Genomic DNA, 20,988 nt, shown 5'->3' with positions numbered 1-20,988 from the left:
CCACCTTCAGGATCTGCCCGCACCGATGACCAGGCGCGGGACCTGCTCCCAACGGGCCGGGTCGGTGCAGGCCCGCCCGTCCACGAGGACCCGGATGCCCGGCAGTTCGCCGGGGCCGATGCTCGCGTACTCGCGGTGATCGGCCTGCACGATCGCGGCGTCGACCGGCTCTCCGAACCGGTACGGCGCGAACCCCAGCTCGGTGAGCTCGTCGTCTCCGTAGAGGGGGTCGTGCACCAGGGCTGTCGCGCCAGCATTTCGGAGCTCCGCGACAAGTGGGAAGACCCCGCTGAAGGCGGTCTCCTTGACCCCTCCACGGTACGCCGCTCCCAGCACCGCGACCCGCGCTCCCGACAGCGACCCGGTCGCGTTCGAGAGGAGCTCGACGGCGTACCTCGGCATCCCTTCGTTCACGGTCCTGGCCGCACGAGGGATCACGGCATCCTCGTGGGTCGACAGGTAGAAGCGGGGGTACACGGGGATGCAGTGACCCCCGACCGCGACACCGGGTTGGTGCACGTGGCTGAAGGGTTGGCTGTTGGAAGCGGCGATCACGTCGTAGACGTCGACCCCGATGCGGTCGGCGAAGACCGCGAACTCGTTCGCGAGCGCGATGTTGACGTCGCGGTACGTCGTCTCGACGAGCTTGGCCAGTTCCGCGGCCTCGGCGCTGCCCAGGTCCCACACACCGTTCGGACGATCGAGGTCGGGGCGCTCGTCCAGATCGAGGACGGCCTCGTAGAACGCCACGGCGCGGCGCGCGCTCTCCGGATCGGTACCCCCCACGAGCTTGGGGTAGCGCCGAAGATCGCTGAAGACCCGTCCGCTGAAGACACGCTCGGGGCTGTGACACAGGAACAGGTCCTGCCCGACGGTCAGACCGCTCCCACGCTCCAGCATCGGACCGAAGCGCCGTCTCGTCGTATGGACCGGGAGCGTGGTCTCGTAGCTGACCAGGGTGCCCGGCCGCAACCCCGCGGCGACCGTCTGCGTCGCGGCGTCTAACGCCCCGAAGTCGGGGCGACCAACGGCATCGACGATCAGCGGAACGACCACGACCACGATCTCGGAGGCGGCTACCGCCCCGGCCCCGTCCGTCGTCGCGGTGAGCAGTCCACGCTCGACCACGTCCTTGAGCCGCACATCGAGATCCGCCTCGCCGGGGAACGGCTCGTGACCGCTGTTGACGAGATCCACGACGCGCTCATCGATGTCCACGCCCCGCACGCGGTGGCCTTTGCTCGCGATCTGCACCGCCAGGGGCAGACCGATCTTGCCGAGCGCGACCATGCAGACGTCCATCCGGGACCTCTCTTCTGCGGATCCAGACGCGAGCGCGTCCAACGACGAGGCTACCGCTGCCTCAGGTCCCGAGTGCCTTCCGGAACTCCTCAACGACGCGCTCGAACTCGCCGTCGGTGAGACCGACCGAACTGGGCAGCGAAAGGCCACGGGTGTACAGGTCGTCCGCCACCGTGGATCCGATGAAGATGGCGCCCTCGTACGGAGGCTGACGATGCAGCGGCAGCCACAGCGGTCGAGCGAGGACCCCTGCCTCGTTCAGCCGGTCGAGGACCTGGTCCCGCGGTGGGGCACCGTCCGCGAGAAGTACCGAGTAGAGCCAGAAGGACGGGTCAGCCCACCCGGCGTGAGGTGCGGGGTCGATAGGCAGTTCGGCCAAGGCCTCCGTGTACCTGGCAGCCAGCTTCCGCTTCGCATCCAGGTAGGACGGGAGCTGTTCGAGTTGCGCGACCCCTATCGCCGCGGCGACGTTGGTCAAGCGGTAGTTGTAACCCACCTCGTCGTGGACGTAGCCGAGGCCGGGTCGTTTCGCCTGGGTCGTGAGGTGCTTCGCACGGCTCGCCAGCTCGGCGTCGTCGGTGACGATCATGCCGCCACCGCCGGTGGTGATGATCTTGTTCCCGTTGAACGAGAAGCATCCCATGGAGCCGATGGTGCCGACGTGGCGTCCCGCCAGGGACCCCGTTCGGTACGTGGCGCCGAGGGATTCCGCCGCGTCCTCGACGATCGGTATGTCGAACCGGTCACGCAGGGCGAGGATGGGCTCCAGCTCCGACGGGTGTCCCAGGATGTGGACGACCTCGATGACCTTCGGCACCTCGCCGCCGCGCGTAGCGCGGCGGACGACTTCGTCGTGCAGCAGTTCCGCATCGAGGTTCCACGTCCGTGGCTCGCTGTCGACGAAGAGCGGAGCCGCCCCGGTGTAGGTCACGGCGTTGCCCGATGCGATGAACGTGAAGCTCGACAGCGCGACGAGTTCGCCCGGTTCTGCGCCGGCGAGCCGCAACGCAACGTGCAGCGCAGCCGTCCCGGTCGAACACGCCACGGCGTGCCGTGCGCCCACGGAGATCGCGAACTCCTGCTCGAACCGATCCACGAACGGCCCCACCGACGACACGTAGTTCGTCTCGATGCACTCCTCGACGTAGCGGCTCTCGTTCCCGCCCAGCAACGGGACCGACAGCGGGATGGGGCGCTCCGTCACGTCACTCCCCTCGCGCCCGACGGAGCTCCGCGGGCTGTCCGACGTCCTGCCAGTCGGCGGTCATCCGCCACGTGGTGACCCGCTCACCCCGTGCGCGAGCATCCTCGAGCAGCTCCGTCATGGGGAACTCGCGGTCGGTCGGGACGCGTGGAAGGAGCACCGGTTCGATGGCGTAGATCCCGGCGTTGACCTGCCACGTGCTGATCGGCTTCTCGAGCAGATCGACCACGCAGCCCTCACGCTCCTCGACGACGCCGAAGGGAACCTGGTGGCGGTACTCCTTCACGGCCAACGTTGCGACACCCTTGCCTGCCGCGTGACGTTCGAGCATCGCGCCGACGTTGAAGTCGGTGATCAGGTCGCCGTTCATGACCAGCACCGGGTCGGCAGGAATGGCGCCGGTCTCGTGGAGCAGGCCCAGCGCTCCCGCGCTGCCGAGTGGTCGATCGGCATCCTCGCGCAGGTACCGGATCGAGCAGCCGTGGCTGCTGCCGTCGCCGAAGTGCTCCTCGACGATCTCTGCGAGGTAGTTCACAGCGAGGTAGATGCGCCGGATCCCTGAACCGACGAGGTGCAGAACGATGCGCTCGAGGATGGGGCGGCCGGCGACCCGGAGCATCGGCTTGGGCGTCTCGGCGGTCAGCGAACCGAGGCGGGTCCCGCGACCCCCAGCCATTATGACGGCCCAGTTGTCACGCTCGACACTGCCGAGGAGTTCGCGCATGACGTGGAGTCCGACGAGTCGACCCTCGGCGCCGACGACGGGGACCTGACTGAGCGATCGTGCTCGCATGAGGTCGAGGACGTCCGCGCGTGACGCGTCCGGCGACACCACCGTCGGGGAGGCCGCCATGATCGGCTCCACGAGATCCTCGAGCGTCGCGCCCCCGAGCAGAGCGCGACGGATGTCGCCGTCGCTCACCGTGCCCAGCAGGTGGCCGTCACCCGTCACGACGAGTGCGATCTCCACGGCACCGATGTCGATCGTCTCCATCGCGTCCCGGATGGTCGCATCCGGACCGATGAGCACCGCTTGGAGTTGCTCGTACATCAGGCCTCCCCTAGCCCGACGTCGTGGAAACGCTTCCGGGTGATCGCGGCCAGGTCGACGCTCGTGACGATGTCAACGATCCGTGCGGCGGAGCGGCCGTCGCCGTAGGGCGAGCCGGCGGACGCGCACAGCTCACGGAAATCCGGCTCGAGGGCGCGGCGTATCGCGGACTCGATGGCGTCGGAGGATGCCTCGGCGTCGATGACGGTCTCGCCGCGTAACCGACCTTGCTGGCGCGGGCCGATGTTGACCGTCGGGGTTCCGAGCGCCGGTGCCTCGATGAGACCGCTCGAGGAGTTGCCCACCACCACATCGGCGTGGCGTACGGCGCTGAGGTACCGACGCTGCCCCAGGGACGTGAACAGTCCCGTGGGGCCGGGGCGGACCGCCACGTACCGTTCGATCTCGTCGCCGAGCGCTCGTCCCTCGACGTCCGCGTTCGGGTACGTGAACACCACCGTCGCGTCCGGGAAACGTTCCAGGGCATCGATCAGGGCGACGAGGCCAGGCCGAGAGGTCGTCGACCGTGTCGCCGGGTGGTAGGTCACAAGGAACGTCGGTACGCGCAGTTCGAGCCCGAGCTCGGCCTCGAGGCCGGATCGGTCGAGCAGGTCGAGTCGTAGCACGTGGTCCAGACCCGGCGCCCCGACGACGTGGACGCAGGCTGGGTCCTCTCCCATCTGCGTCACGCGACGGGCGAACTCGGGCGCCGCGACGAGGTGGAGGTGCGAGAGCTTGGTGATCGCGTGACGCAGCTGATCGTCCACGGCCCCTTCGGTCACCTCGCCACCGTGGATGTGGGCGACCGGTACCCGTGCGATCGCGGCGGCGAAGGCGGCGGCGGCCGCCTCGTAGCGGTCCCCCACGAGCAGCAGCAGGTCGGGCTGGAGGCGGTCGAGCGCGTCGGCCAGCCCGATCAGCGCCAAACCACCGGACTTCGTCACCCCGACCGGGGTGTCGCTCGAGAGCAACATCTCGATCCGCGCGCCGACCGGGAACCCATCCTCGACGATCACGTCCACCGTGTGTCCGTACTCTGGAGAGAGGTGCGTGCCCGCGACGATGAGCTGGAGTGCCACCTCGGGTCGTTGTTCGAGTTCGCGCAGCACCCAGTACAGCAGCCCGTACTCGGCACGGGTGCCGGTGAAGACGGCGATGGTCCTCATCTTTGGGCGTCCGGGCGAGACGTCAGATCGGCGGCGGTGATGACGGCTCCGGCTGCGACATCGCGCACGAGGGTCAACCCCGCGACCGGGACGGAGGGTGATAGCCCTGTCGCGGGACGCAACGCGACCACATCGGCATCGGCGAGGGTGGTTCCCGTGGCGAGGTCGCGCGCGGCGTGCCAACTCCGTCGAGCTGCGATGCGGTTCGGTTCCTCCGAGGGTCGGGGCCGCTTGACACCGTCTCCGAGTGCTGTCTCTGCCTCGCGCACCGCCTCGACGAAGAAGGCGAACGAACCGGGATCCTCCGACGCTTCGTGATCCGGTCCCGCCATCCCGCGGTCCAGCGTCAGATGCTTCTCGATGAGCGCTGCTCCGAGGGCGACGGACGCCACCGCCGTGACGGGCCCGACGGTGTGGTCGGACCAGCCGACCGGGACCTCGAACTGCTGTCGCAGCGTTCGGATCGCGAGGAGGTTCGCGTCACCCGCGGGGGTGGGGTACGCGGTGACGCAGTGGAAGAGCGCTGTCCCGGGGGCCTCAGCGGCCGCATCGAGCGCCGCCTTCACCTCATCGAGTGTGCCCATGCCAGTCGAGATGAGCAGCGGTCGATCGAGACGAGCGAGCGAGCGGATGAACGGCAGGTTGTCGAGTTCCCCCGACGGCACCTTGAGCGCCGGAACACCGAGATCGAGGAGCAGCTCGGCACTACCCACATCGAACGGTGTCGAGAGGAAGACGAGGCCGCGCTCAGCAGCGTGGTCGCGTAGCTCCGCCCACGCAGACGCAGGCAGCGTCAGCGACTCGAGCATGCCTCGCTGCGACCGCAGTCCCGTCGTGCGCACCTGGTAGGGAGCGGTCTCCGCAGCCTCACCGCTCAACGCTGCCGGATCGAACGTCTGGAACTTGACCGCATCGGCTCGTGCCTCGGCGGCCACATCGACCAGATCGTGGGCGAGCTGCACCTCGCCGTTGTGGTTGACACCCGCCTCGGCGATCACGAAACACGGGCGGCCCTCTCCGATGAGCGTCCCGTCCGCGAGGCGGATGTCCGACGAGGTCACGAGGGTCCCAGGGTCCGTGCTGGCACGCCCGCGACGGTGACGTGGTCGGGGACGTCATCGCGGACGACGGCACCAGCTCCCACGCGAGCGTGCCTCCCGACGCGGCTGAGCGGTAGCGCCACCGCGCCGGCGCCGACCAGCGCCTCGTCTCCGACCTCGACGCCTCCGTTGAGGACGGCGCCTGGCGCAACGTGGGCTCCCGGCCCGACGACGCAGCCGTGTTCGACGACGCTGTGGGTGTTGACGATGGCGGCCGCGCCGACGCGAGCTCCGGGCCCGACGTGCGCGTGCTCGAGCACCACAGATCCCGACCCGAGCTGCGCGTCGCGAGCCACGGTTGCCGTCCGCGCGACGATGGGTGGGAGCGAGACACCCGCGTTGGAGATGCGCACGCAGAGCGCGCGACGGGTCGCGTTATCTCCGATGGCGACCACCGCGGCGACCCCCAGCTCGCGGGTCAGCTCGATGCCCGCCGGGTCCGAGGTGACCACACGCACGCCCTCGACGGCTCGGTCTGCCGCCGGATCGACGATGGCCACGACCTCGGTCCCCATCCGCCCCAGGGCGTCCGCGACGGCTCGAGCGTGACCTCCCCCGCCGAAGAGGACCACCTCATCGGCCACCTTGCTCCCGTCTCCGCTCTCCGCCGCCAGGATGCGCGCGACGAGGAGATCGTGATGGTCGTCGACGTCGATCGCCCGCGCGCGCGGTGTCACGATACCGACTGTGCCCGGCCCGACGAGCGCCCCTCCAGCACGCAGATGCTCGGCCCGAGCCACGTAGACCGCGCCCGTCAGTCGGTACGTCGATGACGCGTCCTGACGACGTCCCACCACACCGTCCCAGCCCGAAGCCGGCAGGAGCTCGCCTCCCGTTCCGAGGCGGAACGTCCACTCGATCGGATGCTCGACCGGTGTGACCGTCACGGCGACCGGTGCCGAGCCGACCGACCGCAGACAGGCCTGGACATCGTCCGGGCTGCGCAGCGGCGAGGTCGGTTGCAGCAGCACGAGTAGGTCCGCGTCCGGCCGCTCCGCGAGGAGATGGGCGACCACATCCAGGGTCGGCGCCTCGTCGGTCGCGAGTTGGGCAGGTCGACGCAGCGGCGTTGCGCCGCTGACCTCTCCCTCGTGCAGGATGGCGTCGTCGTCACTGGAGACCACGATCTCGTCGATCTCGGGACACGCCGCGGCGACCTGCACGGCGCGAGCGACGAGTGTCCGCCCGGCGACGCGTGCGAGGTTCTTGCCGGGCAGCCCCTTCGAACCACCTCGCGCCGGGACGAGGGCGATCGTCGTCATCGGGTGTCGTGGACTCCGTGCTGGCTGCGCGTCAGCGTACTCAGCGGTGGCCCTACGCCATCTTCGCGTTGGTGAGTCAGCGCTACGCTGCACGGCCCGCTCCCGTCACGCCCACATCTCGGGGTGAAACATGTCCGACACCGCACCGGCGAACCGCCACGTCCTCGTCGTCGGGGGTGGCGGGTACGTGGGTTCGGTTCTGGTACGCGCCCTCCTGACATCCGGTTACCGCGTCCGGGTCCTCGACCGGTTCATCTACGGACACGCGGATTCCCTCTCCAGCGTTATCGACGAGCCAGCGTTCTCGCTCGTCCGGGGGGATCTGCGCGACGTCGGTGCCTCGTCCGCGGCGTTCGAGGACATCACCGACGTCGTTCTGCTCGCATCGATGGTCGGTGATCCGATCAGCAAGCAGTACCCCGATCTGACGCGCAGCATCAACGTCGATGGCAGCGAACGCTTCCTTCAGGCCGCGTCAGACGCCGGCGTCGAGCGCGTGGTCTTCACGTCGACGTGCAGCAACTACGGGCTCCGTGACACCGACACGCCGGCCGTCGAGACCGATGCGCTGAACCCGAAGTCGCTGTACGCCGAGACCAAGGTGGCACTCGAGAGGTGGCTGGTCGAGGAGCAGGACGAGCTCGCCTTCGAACCCGTCATCCTCCGGATCGCGACCGCGTACGGGGGATCGCCCCGCATGCGGTTCGACCTGACCGTGAACGAGTTCGTCCGCGAACTCGCGCTCGGCCGGAACCTCCTCGTCTACGACAAGGACACCTGGCGGCCGTACTGTCACACCCATGACATCGCCCGCGCCATCCTGCTCGCGCTCCAGGCGTCGAGCACTGACGTCGCCGGCGAGGTCTTCAACGTCGGCGGTGGCGATAGCAACTGGACGAAGGCCACGATCGTTCAGGAGATCCTTCGCCACCTCGACGGGGAGGTCGAGTACGGGGAGCACGGTTCCGACCCGCGCAACTACCGGGTGTCCTTCGACAAGATCGAGCGCGTCCTCGGGTTCACGACGCAGCGCTCGGTAGCTGACTTCGTCCCGCGCTTGGTCGCGGCGGTCGAGGCGGGGCTCTTCCACGAGGTGGAGGACCGCGGGAACTACCACGGCAACTGGTCGGTAGGTCAGGACGTGACGGCGTAGCCAGCACCGGAGAGGTCGTACCCCGTCATCTGCTCGGCGCGGCGGTTGCTCTGCACGTAGCGCCGACCGAGGTCGCGCGCCAGTGATGATGGCATGGAGGCGATCGGGGTCTCCCACCTGACCCGGGGGTCCTCGTCGACAGGACCGGCGCGAGGCACGGGGAGCGATCTCACCCAACCAGGCCACCGGGGGGTGACGGTCCTCGGATCGGAGGTAGAGGGACCGAACGCTCGGTTGAGCGCACGCTGGAGGATGACGGTCGAACGTGACCTCGCGCACAGGGACGGACGCTCCAGGTCGACGAGCCACGGTGCGTCACTCTGAACCCCCAGGGACGAGTAGCAGCGAGCGGCCCACGCCTCGGGATCGACGAGGCAGTCCTCGTCGAGCAGGACCTCGACCCGATCGTCCCCGAAGACGTCACGGAGGAGCTCGATCGTCGCGTCGTGGTGCAGGACGTCGCTCGCGCCCTCCTGGCACAGCTCGCTCACGAAACGCCGTGCACTGCCCTGGCCGCCCGCATCGAGATGTTCGGCGTACGCCGTGGCGACGGCAGCCACCTGTTCGCGGACGACGAACAGGATGCGAGCTTCGGGGAAGAGAGAACCGAGGCGTCTCAAGCTGCGTTCCAGGGAGGACCGCGTCGCCTCACCGAGCGCGGTGAACCCATCGAACGAGGCCACGCTCACCTTGCCCATCACCGGTCGAGCCGCGCGCACCAGCGACTGCCACGCAGGGTGGTCCGGATCGAACTCACGCTCCCCGGGGATGCGTCGGAGCAACGTGGGCGCCAGCCGGTTCGCCTGCGGGAACAGACGCAGTTGAGGGTGTCGGCGGATCAGCACGTGCCGGAGCCACGCGGATGCCGGGCCGGCGTGGCCGAGGTGGAACCACGGTCCCGTCGATCCTGGTGCCCCCACTCCCGCCACGTCCTCCCACCGCTCGGAGATCACGATGCTGTTAGGCTCGGCCAGCCTACGACCCACACGTCGCCTTCCCCGTGTCGGTCGGCCGTAACCCCGACTCGCACTCACGGGCCTCCACCGATGGATCGTCGCGACACCGCCACGCTCTACGCCGAGGGTCAGGCGGCCTACAAGACCGGCGACATCGATACCGCGATCGACCGCTTCGAAGCGGTCGTCGACTCAGATCCGACCTTCGCCAAGGCGACCGCCAAGCTGGCGGGTCTGCTGCACCACAAGGCGAAGCTCGCGACGAGGGAGGGCCTGTACGCGGACGCGTTGCCTTTGTTCCGGCGCTCGTTCGAGCTGTACCCCGGCGATCCCAAGCTGCCGGTTCGCTTCGCGGTCGCACTGCGAGGACGTGCCCGGCAGTACCTGGCCGAGGGCGAGCGCGAGGTCGCTCGGCACCTGCTCCAGGAGGTCCTGGAGCTGGTCGTGGACGATACCGAAGCGGAGGGCTTGCTCCTCGCACTCGCTGACCTGCCCGAGAGACCGCTCGACGAGGTTCGACCTCTCCCGCCTCACGATCGAGGGCCGGACCTCGTCGTCGTGGAGGCCGGCGTCAGTCCGGTGATCCTGCCCGCGTACCTTCGTCTGATGCCGGAAGGGCACGTCGTCGTGACGGAGTCGCGGCTGAGCGACAAGGTCGCCAGGCTGAGCCCAGGGGGCATCACGGCACTGCTCGACCACGGAACGGAGGGGCTGCAGAGCCTCGACGTGCGTGTCGCGACACAGACCGATCCGCTGGGGGAGCGGATCGTTGCGCTGATCGCATCGAACCTGCCGTCTGAACTCCATCACATCGTGGGCGTCGACCTCCTCGATCGGATGTCGTACCGCGTCGGAGACAGCGCCTTCGCGGTGGGGAAGACGGTGACCGTCCTCGCTGACCTCCTCCGTTCTGGACGCTACCGGCAGGTGATCTTCCTGCTCGGTGACAACCGACTGAACCGCACCGTGCGAGGCTTCGCGGAGGAGCGGTTCGGCCCGGACCGTGTGCTGTCGTACTGGGCGTCGAGCCGGGCGGGGTTGTACGACGCCCTGCCGTGGACATCCGACGAGTACCACGACCGCGCTGCCGGGGTGACACCGCCTGTGCTCGTCGAACCCCCGACGCTGTGGCCCCTCCCACGCACCGCCTCTCGGACGGGTCACCGCCCCCGGCGACGACGTCGCTCGACGCCGACCATCACCGTGATCGCCTCACCCATGGCCCAGCACGTCCAGAACTCGGCGCCGGTGCTCGAGTGCCTGACCGACCGAGCGGTCATCGACATCCCACTCCTGGGCACGAAGGAGACCAGCTACATCGAGTACCGCGACCTGGCCGAGCGCTACCCAGGACGGGTGGAGCTCGACGACCACCTCGCGCTCCTGACGTCCGAGCACGACGCTGCCATCGGACTGCCCTCGATCCTGTGGTGGACGGCACGTGAGGCGCTCGCGCAGGCCAGCGGACGTAGCTGGGGGGTCGACGACGTCGACATCTGGCCCGTTCTCGAGCCGCACGTGGAACGGCTGGTTCGTGCTCGTCTTCCGGCGTACCGCAGGTTCGCCATCCACCTCGACCGCCACCTCGAGCGTCGCCGCCCCGACGCGCTGATCCTCGCTCCCGATCGGTTCCCCGAGGCACGGATCGCAGCAGCCCTCGCGCGCCGGCACCGCGTGCCCAGCCTCTTCCCGCAAGCTGCCGTGTTCTCCGCCTCGCCGCGGTGGAAGCCGCTACAGGCCGATTGGATCGCCGTTCACGATGACCACACGCGCGATCTGTACATCGACTACTTCGGCTGCGCCCCTCACCGGATCCTCATGACGGGGATCCCCCGGTTCACCGCGCTCGTGACCCGCCGGGAGGAACTGTTGGCGCGAGCGCGGCCCCAAGGCTCGAGCTCCCGGGTACTGCTCGCGCTGCAGCGCTACGCCGAGACGTACTGTGAGCGGCTGCTCGGCGCGGTGGCCAGCGGTGTCGCGCAGGTCCCCGACGCTCGCCTCGACGTGCGGATGCACCCGCGGGACCCCGAGAGCCGTGGCGTGTGGTACGAAGGTCTCCTCGCTCGACATCTCTCACCTGATCACTTCACCGTCGGCCACGGCGGGGCGATCGCGGAGCAGTTGGTCGAAGCCGACCTGGTTGTCTCAGGGTGGAGCACGGTGGTCATCGAGGCCGCGATCCTCGACCGTCGCGTGCTGTCCGTGAACCTGACGGGTGAGCCGCTACCCGTTCCCTACGTCGACGTCGGCCTCGCCGACGGTGCCACGACCGAGGACCAGACCCGTCACGGGGTCGTCTCGCTCCTGACGGATCCCGCGGTCCGCGAGGCGTCGGATCGGCGTCGGCACGCGTACTTCGAACGCAACCCCCACCTCGTGGCCGACAACCCTGCCGGGCGGGTCGCCCGGGCCGTCCTGGCTCTGGCGACGGGGGCGGATCCAGCGGCGCTCCTCGACCCGGCTGCGGTCCCGGGGCTGGGCACTAGGCTTGGGCATCCCCGCTCGTAGCTCGGGAGGAACACGCGTGGGTGAAACGGCCGAGCCTGCGGTCGCCCACGTGGTCATCACCGCAGGACGACGCCTCGTCGGCGACCCTCAGGTCGAGGACATCGCACGGAGCCTCGCCAGGCACGGCCTCGAGGTGACGGTTGTGGGTCTCGCTCACGGATCCCAGCGTGGGATCACCCAGGGCGATGGCTTCTGGCACGTCGAGGTACCCCACCGGATCCGACTGCGACGGGGCGGAGGCGGGAACCGAGTGCCCCGGTGGCGGCGGCTCGTGGGCCTGTCCGACCAGGACGAGGTCACTAGTGCCCGTCAGCGCGGGAAGCTGCGCGAACGTCGCACCGCCACCAGGATCGCTCGGACCAAGGTCGCCGTCGCGGACGCCCCTAAACCCATCCGTCGCGCGCTGGGGTGGCTGGCCAGGATCTACATCGGGACGCTGCGCCGTGGCATCGCCGTGCGCCGCAGGGTCGAACGCCGACGGGTCGAGATCGGTGCCCCACAGGGTGACGCCGATCATGACGCGGAGACCCAGCCGGAACGACGCGCCGACGAGTTCGAACTGATCCTCGGGCCGGCTCTCGACGAGTTGCGACCTGATGTCGTGCATGTGCTGGATCCCGCCGCGGTACGCGTCGCGTTCGACTTCCGGATCCGTGGCGCCGCGACGGGCCAGGATCTCTACGTGGTGGCGGACGACGAGACGGCGTGTCGGCTACCGCGAGCCCAGCGGCAGGGCCTCGATGTCGTCTTGGACCACACTGCCAGCACCGGCGATCTCGTAACCGCCTACGGGCAACTGCTCGGCCGCGACCTACCCAGCCATCGCACCCCGGTCCAGGCGAGTCGTCCCACCCCGTTGACTCCACCGCTGGCGAAGGCCCTCGCGCGTGTGCGTCGCCTGGGGATCGGCCCGAGGAACGGCAACGGACAGGCATGGGCCTGGTCGCAGGCACTACAGGAGTGGTACCCCTCGGTCGACGTCGAGGTGTTCGGGGTCCAGTTCGCGACCGGCCGCCTCGACATGGCGTTCCCGAGCCATCACAGCATCTCGATCGGACAGTGGCGTTCGCTCGACTGGCAGCTGCAGTGGACGCGTTACGTCCTCGAGAACTATTCGCACGTGCTGGTCGAGCAGGCGCTCTCGGTGCTCGGCCGGTTGAACGGGAGGTACTTCTTCGACGACCTACCCGCCCTGGCGAGTCACCGGATCGCGGTCGGCCTCGTCTTCCGCGGTTCGGAGATCCGCGATCCCAGACGCCACGCGGAGATCGAGCCGTGGTCGCCCTTCCGCGGCGGCGAGCATCCGCTCACCGAGAAGCTGCAGACCCAGGTGGACGCGATCCGGCCCTACGTCGAAGCCTTCGATGGACCGATGTTCGTGACCACCGTCGACCTGCTCGATGACGTTCCCTCAGCCACGTGGCTCCCCCACGTGCTCGAGTTGGGCACGTGGGGAGGTGGTCGACCACCGCTCCGACGTGACCGGCCGGTCGTCGTCCACGCCCCGTCGAAGGAGGTGATGAAGGGCTCGGGGTACGTCGACGAGGTGTGCGTACCGCTCCACGAGGCGGGTCGGATCGAGTACCGCCGTCTCCGAGGCGTTCCGTTCGAGCAGATGCCGGACACGCTACGCGATGCCGATGTCGTGCTCGACCAGTTCCGTATCGGCAGCTACGGACTCCTGGCCTCCCAAGCCCTCGCCTCTGGGAGGGTCGTCGTCGGACACATCCGCGAGCCGATCCGAGACCGAATCGCCAAACTCGGGACCGAGGTCCCCATCGTCGAGGCGACACCGGACGATCTGGGTGAGGTGCTCTCCTCCATCTGCGCGGAACCCGATCGGTACCGCGCGATCGCCGCCCGTGGCCCCGCCTACGTGAGCACCTACCACTCGGGCCGACATTCGGCCGCCGTCATCGGCAGGTTCCTCGGCTTGCCTGATCCGGAGAGCAACGAAGCGGTCATGCCTGCCGGCGCGCACGGACGTGCCAGGACTCCTGAGACGATCTACCTCCGCCACCGATCGACGAAGCTCGATCGACTTCTGCGTGAGCGGTTCGGATCCTCCAGCAAGGTCACCGCGGTCGACGTGGAGCCGCTGGCCGATGTCCCTGCCGTCGCGCTCCTACCCGACTACTTCCCCACGGCACGCCGGCTTGCGGACGAGCGCGTCGACGCCCTGCTCGCCGCTACTCCCTCGCTACTCCGGGATCTGGTGCCGAGCCTGGATCTCGTGCCGGTCCTGCGTCTGGCTCTCACGCTGCGCCTAGGCATCCAGGAGCTTCCGCCGCTCATCGCCTTCCTCCGCACCCACCGTGGGCCGGCGACCGTCGTCAACACGATGTTGACGACCACGCAGCTTGTGGACGTAGCCGAGGCGATCGATGCGCCCGGCGGTCCGTTCACGGCGGGCCACACGGTGCGACGTGATCTTCTGGCCCGACACCGCAAGGCGCTGGGCGCCCGTCGTGGCCCGCCCCACGGGACAGAGGCGACCTCCAGCGTCCCACGTGGCAGCGCCGTCGTCCTCGTCGGGGCAGCGACGGAACGCGCCATCCTGACGTGCCTCGCCGCTGAGCTCGGCGAGCGGCTTCCGACGGTCCTGCTCGCGAAGAACGACCGTCCCGGTACGCACGAGACGATCGAGGCCATCGCCGGGCCCCGCGTTACGATCGACGCCGCAACGTTCGCCGAGCTCCACATCGACGAAGAGGCTCACGGAGCCGGCACGGCAGCCCTGGTGCGAGCCGAAGAGCAGTTGTCGTTGTCGGACCCCGCACAGCGCCACGAGCTCCTCGATGTCCTCGCCGAGGGCCTGCAGCTGCTCAAGATCGCGAGTCCGCTGGACGGGCTCGTGCGTTCGCGCGAGGTGCGCGTCCTCGCCGGATCGATGGACCGGACGGTCTGGGGGCCGCTGGCCAGCACGGCGCCGGTCACGAGTATCGATGTCCAGCACGGTGCCATCCTCCCGTTCTCGATCGCCGACCTCCTGAGCTTCGACCTCATGTTGGCATGGAGCCAACGAGCCGAGCGCGCGATGCACCTGGACGGTTACGACCCGCGTCGACGGATCGCCTCCGTGGGGAACGCCGCCTGGGAAGTCACCGACGCGCCGTGCCCCGAGCACATCGTGGCGTGGAAGGATCGGGACCGTCTGGCGGTGCTCTTCCCGCAGGCCGCGAAAGGACCGCTGCTCACGACCAGCAGCATCCGTCGCACCTACGAATCGATCCGAGCGACGGTGGAGGCGCTCCCGGGGTGGAAGTTGCTGGTCAAGCTGCGCGAGGGAGCCAGCGGCGAGCTCGAGCGTGAGGTGCTCACCTCTCCGCGGATACGGGTGCTCACGGATCGAGAGGCTCCGCTCCGATCGGTGCTGGGCTGCGCCGACGTCGCGCTCTCGATCTACTCGTCGGCACTGGCAGACGCGCTGCACGCCGGGGTTCCCGCAGCCATCGTTGACCTCGCCGCCGTCGTGCCCATCGACGAACTCGACTTCGCTGACCGTGTCACGGTGTGCCGCGATGGAGAGGATCTCAGACGGTTCCTGGGCTCACCACCGTCAGCCTCGCCCCCGACCTCCAGTGGTTCCGTCCTGGGGCGCATCCGTGCCGAGCTCGCCGAACTCGATCTCGGTTAGCAAGGGGAGAGCGTGCGACTGCTGAGCATCGTCGGGGCGCGTCCCCAGTTCATCAAGTTGGCCCCCTTGGCTACCGCGTTCCAGGCGGCTGGTCACGAGCACATCATCGTCCACACCGGCCAGCACTACGACGTCGGAATGTCCGAGGTCTTCTTCGCCGACCTGCGCATCCCCGAACCCGACGTGAACCTCGGAGTGGGCTCGGACTCCCACGCTGCTCAGACCGCGGCGATGCTCGTCGGCCTCGAGCGAGAGATCGCGGCGGTCGAGCCGACGTGGGCCATCGTCTACGGCGATACCAACTCGACACTGGCCGGAGCTCTCGCAGCGGTCAAGATCCACACGCCCCTGGCACACGTCGAGGCTGGCCTGCGGTCCTTCAACCGTCGCATGCCCGAAGAGCACAACCGCGTCGCCTCCGATCACCTCGCCGATCTGCTCCTGGCCCCCTCACGGGTCGCGCTCGAGAACCTGCGGCGCGAGGGGCTCGAGGCCAGATCGGAACTGGTCGGTGACGTGATGATCGACGTCCTCACCCGCGTGCGGGCGGCGGTCGAAGCCGAGGAGCCGCCGCTGCCTGCGCCCGTTCGTGACCTCACCGACTTCGTGCTCGCGACGATCCACCGAGCGGAGAACACCGATAAGCCCGCCCGGCTGGCAGCCATCGTGGCGTCCCTCGCCGCGCTGGATATCCCGGTCGTCCTCAGCGTCCACCCGCGCCTCGCAGCTCGGGCTGCCGAGCACGGCCTCGAGCTCGCGTACGGTGCGATACGCCCTGTCGAACCCTTGGCCTACCCAGCGCTGGTCGCCAGCGTGCTACGCGCACGGGGTGTGATCACCGACTCCGGTGGCCTGCAGAAGGAGGCGCATGCGCTCGGCACACCCTGCACGACGCTGCGATCCGAGACCGAGTGGCTCGAGACACTCGAGGGAGGCTGGAACGTGCTGGCAGCTGACGTCGCCTCGCTGGCAGATGTGGTCATGCGTCCCCCCCCGGACCAGCCCCCGACGGCGCCCTACGGGGACGGGCAAGCCAGCGAGCGGATCGTCGCCCTGCTCGAGGAGCACGCCCGAGCCGCGATCTAGGCACCAAGCTGTCCTAGCTCACAACTCCTCGAGGGTTCCCTCCTGCGCAGAACGCAGTACCGCTTCCGCGACCGCAACCACGGCCAGCCCGTCGCGCAGCGTGACGATGTCCGCGTCCTGGCCGAGGACCGCGTCTCGGAAGTTGGCGAGCTCGACCTGCAGCGGCTCCGGCTTCTCGATCGCGAACCGGTGCATGTCACCTTCGGTCACGCCCCGGAACCGCGAGATGGTGTCCCACTGCGTGGCGACGTCGCCGTTCTCGTAGAAGGTGAGGTCGGCGAGCAGCGTGTCGGCGACGAAACAGCCCGCGTCACCGGTGACGACCGTCACGCGCTCCTTGAACGGCGTCAGCCAGTTCACCAGATGGTTGGTGATCGTGCCGTTCGCGAGGGTCCCGACGGCCGAGACCATATCCTCGTGGGGTCGACCCACCTTGTGGGTGATCCGGGCCGCGACCGACACGAACCGTGAGTTGCCGACCCAGGCCGACAGATCGAAGTCGTGCGTCGCCAGATCCTTGACCACACCGACATCCCGGATGCGATCGGGGAACGGTCCCTGACGGCGCGTCGCGATCTGGAAGATCTCGCCGAGCTCACCGGCCTCGAGTCGCTGGCGTAGGGATCGGAGAGCGGGGTTGTAGCGCTCGATGTGGCCGACGCAGCCGACCAGACCTGCCCGCTCGAAGACCTCGACCAGACGCCGGGCACCCTCGGAATCGTTCGCCAGTGGCTTCTCGATCAGCGCGTGGACCCCCGCCTGCGCCAGTTGCAGTCCGACCGACTCGTGGTCCTCGGTGGGCACGGCGACGACGCAGAGGTCGAGGTCGTGTTCGAGGAGTTCGTCCAACGAACCGCAGAGCGGCAGATCCGCCGCGATGTCGCGTCGATCCTGCTGCGAATCCGCGACCGCGACGAGCTCGACCCCGCCCAGGGAACCCAGGACGCGGACGTGGTTGCGTCCCATCATCCCGAGACCGATGACACCAGCCCTCAGCGCGTGGGTCACGAGTTCACCGCCTCGACGATGTGCTCGAGATCGGCCGGCGTGAGGTGCGGACCGACCGGCAGCGACAGCACCTCCGCTGCGGCCCGCTCCGTCTCTGGCAGATCGAGCCGCAGGTCGAACGAGGGCAGTCGGTGGACCGGAACGGGGTAGTACACACCGACTCCGACGCCACGACGCGGCAGGACCTCGCCGAGCTCGTCACGACGGTCGGACCGCACGGTGTACTGGTGGTAGACGTGCTTGGCGCCCGATGCAACGGGTGGTGTCACCACGGTCTGCAGGTGGTCATCGAGGTGGCGCGCGTTGGCGATCCGCCGCTCGGTCCAGCCCGCGAGCCGGCCGAGCTGGACGCGACCGATGGCCGCCCCGATATCGGTCATCCTGAGGTTGAAGCCCACGACCTCGTTGCGGTAGCGCTCCTCCATGCCCTGGTTGCGGAAGAGCCGACAGCGCCGCGCGACGTCGGCGTCATCGGTGACGATCATCCCCCCCTCGCCCGTGGTCATGTTCTTGGTGGGGTAGAAGCTGAACGCTGCGATCGAGCCGAACGTGCCGATCGGCTCGCCGTCGAGTTCCCCGGCGTGTGCCTGGGCGGCGTCCTCGATGACCAGCAGCCCGTGCCGCTGGGCGAGCACCACCAGCTCACGCATGCGGGCGGGGTGCCCGTACAGGTGAACGGGCATGATCGCGGCTGTGCGGGGGGTTATCGCGGCTGCGACAGCCTCCGGATCGATGGTGAAGGTCGCAGGTTCGATGTCGACGAAGACCGGTGTCGCACCGACGAGCCGGACCGAGTTCGCGGTCGCCGCGAAGGTGAACGATGGCACGACGACCTCATCGCCCGGACCGACGCCGGCCGCGAGCAGCGCCAGGTGAAGAGCCGACGTGCCGGCGTTCACCGCGACGCAGTGGCGTCCCTCGACCAGGTCCGAGAACTCGTCCTCGAAGGCCGCTACCTCTGGACCCTGCGCCAGTGCGCCGGAACGGAGCACGGCGTCGACGGCGGCCCGTTCCTCGTCGCCGATGAGTGGCTTCGCGATCGGGATCACGCCAGTTCCTCCAGGTCGCCATCACGTTCTCGGAACATCTGACCGGTCGCGGGACAGATGAGGTGATCGCGGTCATCGAGCTCGAGCGGCACCCCCGCGGGGCCGACCCACGCCACTCGTCGAGCCGGGACACCCACGACGAGCGCGTACGCCGGGACGTCACGCGTCACGACCGCACCGGCAGCGACCATCGCCCAGGACCCGATGCGCACACCGCCAAGGACGACCGACCGCGCGCCGATCGAGGCCCCGCGGCCCACGCTCACGCCCCGCGCTTCCCAGTCGGCGGCGGACTTCAGCTTCCCGTCGGGGTTGACGGCTCTGGGGTAGCCATCGTTGGTGAAGACGACCGCCGGACCCACGAACACCCCGTCCTCGAGTTCGGCCGGCGCGTACAGCAGAGCGTGGTTCTGGATCTTGCAGTTCGCTCCGAGCTTGACGCCGACATCGACGTACGCGCCACGACCGATCGTGCAGTCGGGACCGACCTCAGCATCTTCACGGATCTGCGCCAGGTGCCAGACCACGGTTCCGGCGCCGATCCTGGCTCGTTCGTCCACGTCTGCACTGGGCAGGATACGAGCGCTCATCGGAGGTCTCCCGCAGCAGGTCGGACGAGGCGTCGCACCGCGACACCCAGGTCATCGAAGGGGGATGGGGTTGTCAGGTGAGCCTCGGCCCAGGCCCGACCCGCCTCGCGGAGGCGGTCGAGCGGAGTCGGGTCATCCCTCCACGCCCGGAGTCTAGCTGTCACGGCTTCGGCTCCGTCCGTCACGACTCCTCCCCCGCTCTCCGCGACGAAACGCCGCAGCGGCTCGAGGTCCGAGACCAGGGGGGGGATGCCCATCGCCGCGTACTCGTAGAGCTTGGTCGGCATGGCCTGCCGGAACGCAGGGGTGTCCGCGAGTACCGCGAAGCCGATCCAGGCTCCGGACGCGATGGCCCACGACCCGTCGGGGGGCCGCCGCCCGTGAACCCGGACCGCGTCAGGGCGGCCCCCACGTGCCGCGCGCTCACGGACCCAGGCGGCATCGCCGGCTGAGATGGCGCCGATCAGATCGAGCGTCCACGGTTCGGTGCTCACCACCGTGTCGACCATCGTGTGCAGACCCCGCGACGCACGAACATCACCGACGTACACCGCCCGGGGCGCGTCATCCCGCGGAGCTGGCGTGGGCAGGTCGTCGAGCCGCGGCAGGTTGCGGACGACCATCCGGTCATCGAGCGGAGGGACGTGATGGTCAGCCACGACGGTCAGGTCGGCGCGCGCGGCGGCACGGGGAACCATCCGGGCTGCGAAGGAGCCGAGGGGGCGCGACCACGACGGGAGCCACCAGCGGTCGTGGACCACCGCGGCGTAGTCCTCGTGGACGTCCGCGACCACTGGGGCTCGATGCAACGCGCGCCAGAGAGGTGCCAGCAGGATCAGCTCCGGATCGACGACGACCAGGACGCGGGCACGAGCGGTAGCGACGGTACGCAGAGCACGCCAGGCGCGGACGAGCCGAGGCCGACCAGCGTGCACACGGACGTCCAGTGCCGCGGCTGGTGCGTCCTCGCGACGCCCGATGCCCTCGACGGCGACGTCGAGGCCGGCCGCAGCCATCCCGGAGACCAGCCGGTGCAGACGTGCATCCGCCACGTCGTGAGCCGTGGTGGCTACGAGGACGTCGAGCACAGCCTCAGCGTCCAGCGGCGGGAGACGAGCAACGTGCCGTCACACATCCTCCATCACGACGGAGGTGCGTTTGACGTTGACGAACTCGGTGTACTGATCGACCACGGCGTCCGGCTCGCCGTGAGCCATGACGTGTCCCTTGTGCAGCCAGACGCAATCGGTCGCGAGCTCCTTGATGACGCCGAGTCCGTGCGTGACCAGCACGATCGTGCCGGCGTTCTGGACCACGCCCATCATCCGTGCCTTCGCCTTCTCGCGGAAGCTGGCATCCCCGGCGGACAGCGTCTCGTCGATGAGGAGGATGTCCGGGTCGAGCTGCGTGGCGACGGCGAAGGCGAGGCGACCGTACATGCCTGATGAGTAGGTGCTGACGGGCATGTCGATCCACTCTTCGAGCTCCGCGAACGCGACGATCTTCTCGAAGTCGTACTCGACCTCCTCGGGCGACCGCCCCGCCGCGAGCCCACCCAGGAAGACGTTCTCGCGGCCGCTGAGCGCCTTGTTGAAACCGATCCCGAGAGACAGGAGCGTGGTGACCTCTCCTCTGACGACGACCCTCCCCTTGGCAGGTGGGAGGATCCCTGCGATGGCGCGCAGGAGCGTGGATTTGCCCGCCCCGTTCGCTCCGATGACCCCGAGGACGTTGCCTCGCGGGAGGGTGAACGAGACGTCCTCGAGCGCCGTGATGTGCCGGACGGTGCGTGTCCGCCGAGTCAGTCGCCGCAGGGTGGTCTTCAGCGTCGGCACCTTGTCGACGTTCGTCCGGTAGCGGACGGTCAGATCATCGACCTCGAGCGCGAGCTCGTCGCGGGTGGTGTCTGCGTTCAC

Annotated in this window: 16 protein-coding genes; 4 read left to right on the top strand and 12 right to left on the bottom strand. The window is 68.9% G+C overall.

Annotated features, from left to right (window positions below):
• Positions 1-6: 6 nt before the first annotated feature.
• From KY469_02695 to KY469_02670, 6 genes are all read right to left on the bottom strand, one after another.
• The gene (locus tag KY469_02695; GenBank protein MBW3661982.1) at positions 7-1,302 is read right to left on the bottom strand and encodes a nucleotide sugar dehydrogenase; all 1,296 of its coding nucleotides are present in this window, start codon (positions 1,300-1,302) and stop codon (positions 7-9) included.
• Between the two features lie 61 nt (positions 1,303-1,363).
• On the bottom strand, positions 1,364-2,491 hold the full coding sequence (locus tag KY469_02690) for a DegT/DnrJ/EryC1/StrS family aminotransferase (GenBank protein MBW3661981.1): 1,128 nt from the start codon (positions 2,489-2,491) through the stop codon (positions 1,364-1,366).
• 16 nt (positions 2,492-2,507) lie between these two features.
• Positions 2,508-3,557, bottom strand: a complete 1,050-nt coding sequence (locus KY469_02685) for a nucleotidyltransferase family protein (GenBank protein MBW3661980.1) — start codon at positions 3,555-3,557, stop codon at positions 2,508-2,510.
• Positions 3,557-4,723: a UDP-N-acetylglucosamine 2-epimerase (hydrolyzing) gene (gene neuC, locus KY469_02680; GenBank protein ID MBW3661979.1), complete on the bottom strand. Its 1,167-nt coding sequence runs from the start codon at positions 4,721-4,723 to the stop codon at positions 3,557-3,559. Before neuC ends, KY469_02685 begins: the two co-directional genes overlap by 1 nt.
• Positions 4,720-5,769 (bottom strand): N-acetylneuraminate synthase family protein, encoded by a 1,050-nt coding sequence (locus tag KY469_02675; protein MBW3661978.1) that lies wholly within the window; start codon positions 5,767-5,769, stop codon positions 4,720-4,722. Before KY469_02675 ends, neuC begins: the two co-directional genes overlap by 4 nt.
• A gap of 11 nt (positions 5,770-5,780) precedes the next feature.
• On the bottom strand, positions 5,781-7,085 hold the full coding sequence (locus KY469_02670; protein MBW3661977.1) for a NeuD/PglB/VioB family sugar acetyltransferase: 1,305 nt from the start codon (positions 7,083-7,085) through the stop codon (positions 5,781-5,783).
• 130 nt (positions 7,086-7,215) lie between these two features.
• Here KY469_02670 and KY469_02665 point away from each other — a divergent pair, with 130 nt between their 5' ends.
• A complete protein-coding gene (locus tag KY469_02665; protein MBW3661976.1) occupies positions 7,216-8,238 on the top strand; it encodes an NAD(P)-dependent oxidoreductase in 1,023 nt (340 codons plus the stop codon).
• Here the strand turns inward: KY469_02665 and KY469_02660 are convergent.
• Positions 8,220-9,224, bottom strand: coding sequence for a hypothetical protein (locus tag KY469_02660; protein MBW3661975.1), 1,005 nt, complete (start codon positions 9,222-9,224; stop codon positions 8,220-8,222). The genes KY469_02665 and KY469_02660 overlap by 19 nt on opposite strands.
• Positions 9,225-9,284: 60 nt before the next feature.
• Here KY469_02660 and KY469_02655 point away from each other — a divergent pair, with 60 nt between their 5' ends.
• From KY469_02655 to wecB, 3 genes are read left to right on the top strand one after another with little or no spacing between them, the layout of a single operon-like run.
• On the top strand, positions 9,285-11,702 hold the full coding sequence (locus tag KY469_02655) for a tetratricopeptide repeat protein (GenBank protein ID MBW3661974.1): 2,418 nt from the start codon (positions 9,285-9,287) through the stop codon (positions 11,700-11,702).
• A gap of 16 nt (positions 11,703-11,718) precedes the next feature.
• Positions 11,719-15,339: a hypothetical protein gene (locus KY469_02650; GenBank protein MBW3661973.1), complete on the top strand. Its 3,621-nt coding sequence runs from the start codon at positions 11,719-11,721 to the stop codon at positions 15,337-15,339.
• A gap of 12 nt (positions 15,340-15,351) precedes the next feature.
• A complete protein-coding gene (gene wecB, locus KY469_02645) occupies positions 15,352-16,425 on the top strand; it encodes a UDP-N-acetylglucosamine 2-epimerase (non-hydrolyzing) (protein ID MBW3661972.1) in 1,074 nt (357 codons plus the stop codon).
• 18 nt (positions 16,426-16,443) lie between these two features.
• On the opposite strand, the gene KY469_02640 is transcribed toward wecB, so the two are convergent.
• From KY469_02640 to KY469_02620, 5 genes are read right to left on the bottom strand one after another with little or no spacing between them, the layout of a single operon-like run.
• Positions 16,444-17,394, bottom strand: a complete 951-nt coding sequence (locus KY469_02640; GenBank protein MBW3661971.1) for a Gfo/Idh/MocA family oxidoreductase — start codon at positions 17,392-17,394, stop codon at positions 16,444-16,446.
• Positions 17,395-17,429: 35 nt separating this feature from the next.
• Positions 17,430-18,482 carry a DegT/DnrJ/EryC1/StrS family aminotransferase gene (locus tag KY469_02635; GenBank protein ID MBW3661970.1) on the bottom strand — a complete coding sequence of 351 codons (1,053 nt, stop codon included), beginning with the start codon at positions 18,480-18,482 and terminating at the stop codon, positions 17,430-17,432.
• Positions 18,479-19,072: an N-acetyltransferase gene (locus KY469_02630; protein MBW3661969.1), complete on the bottom strand. Its 594-nt coding sequence runs from the start codon at positions 19,070-19,072 to the stop codon at positions 18,479-18,481. Before KY469_02630 ends, KY469_02635 begins: the two co-directional genes overlap by 4 nt.
• Entirely contained in the window at positions 19,069-20,160 is a 1,092-nt protein-coding gene (locus KY469_02625) for a glycosyltransferase (GenBank protein MBW3661968.1), read from the bottom strand. The genes KY469_02630 and KY469_02625 overlap by 4 nt, the downstream gene beginning before the upstream one ends.
• A 39-nt stretch (positions 20,161-20,199) precedes the next feature.
• The gene (locus KY469_02620) at positions 20,200-20,988 is read right to left on the bottom strand and encodes an ABC transporter ATP-binding protein (protein MBW3661967.1); all 789 of its coding nucleotides are present in this window, start codon (positions 20,986-20,988) and stop codon (positions 20,200-20,202) included.

Source organism: Actinomycetota bacterium (assembly GCA_019347575.1).
Classification (GTDB): domain Bacteria; phylum Actinomycetota; class Nitriliruptoria; order Nitriliruptorales; family Nitriliruptoraceae; genus JAHWKY01.
This window is presented reverse-complemented; position numbering and strand designations above follow the sequence as displayed.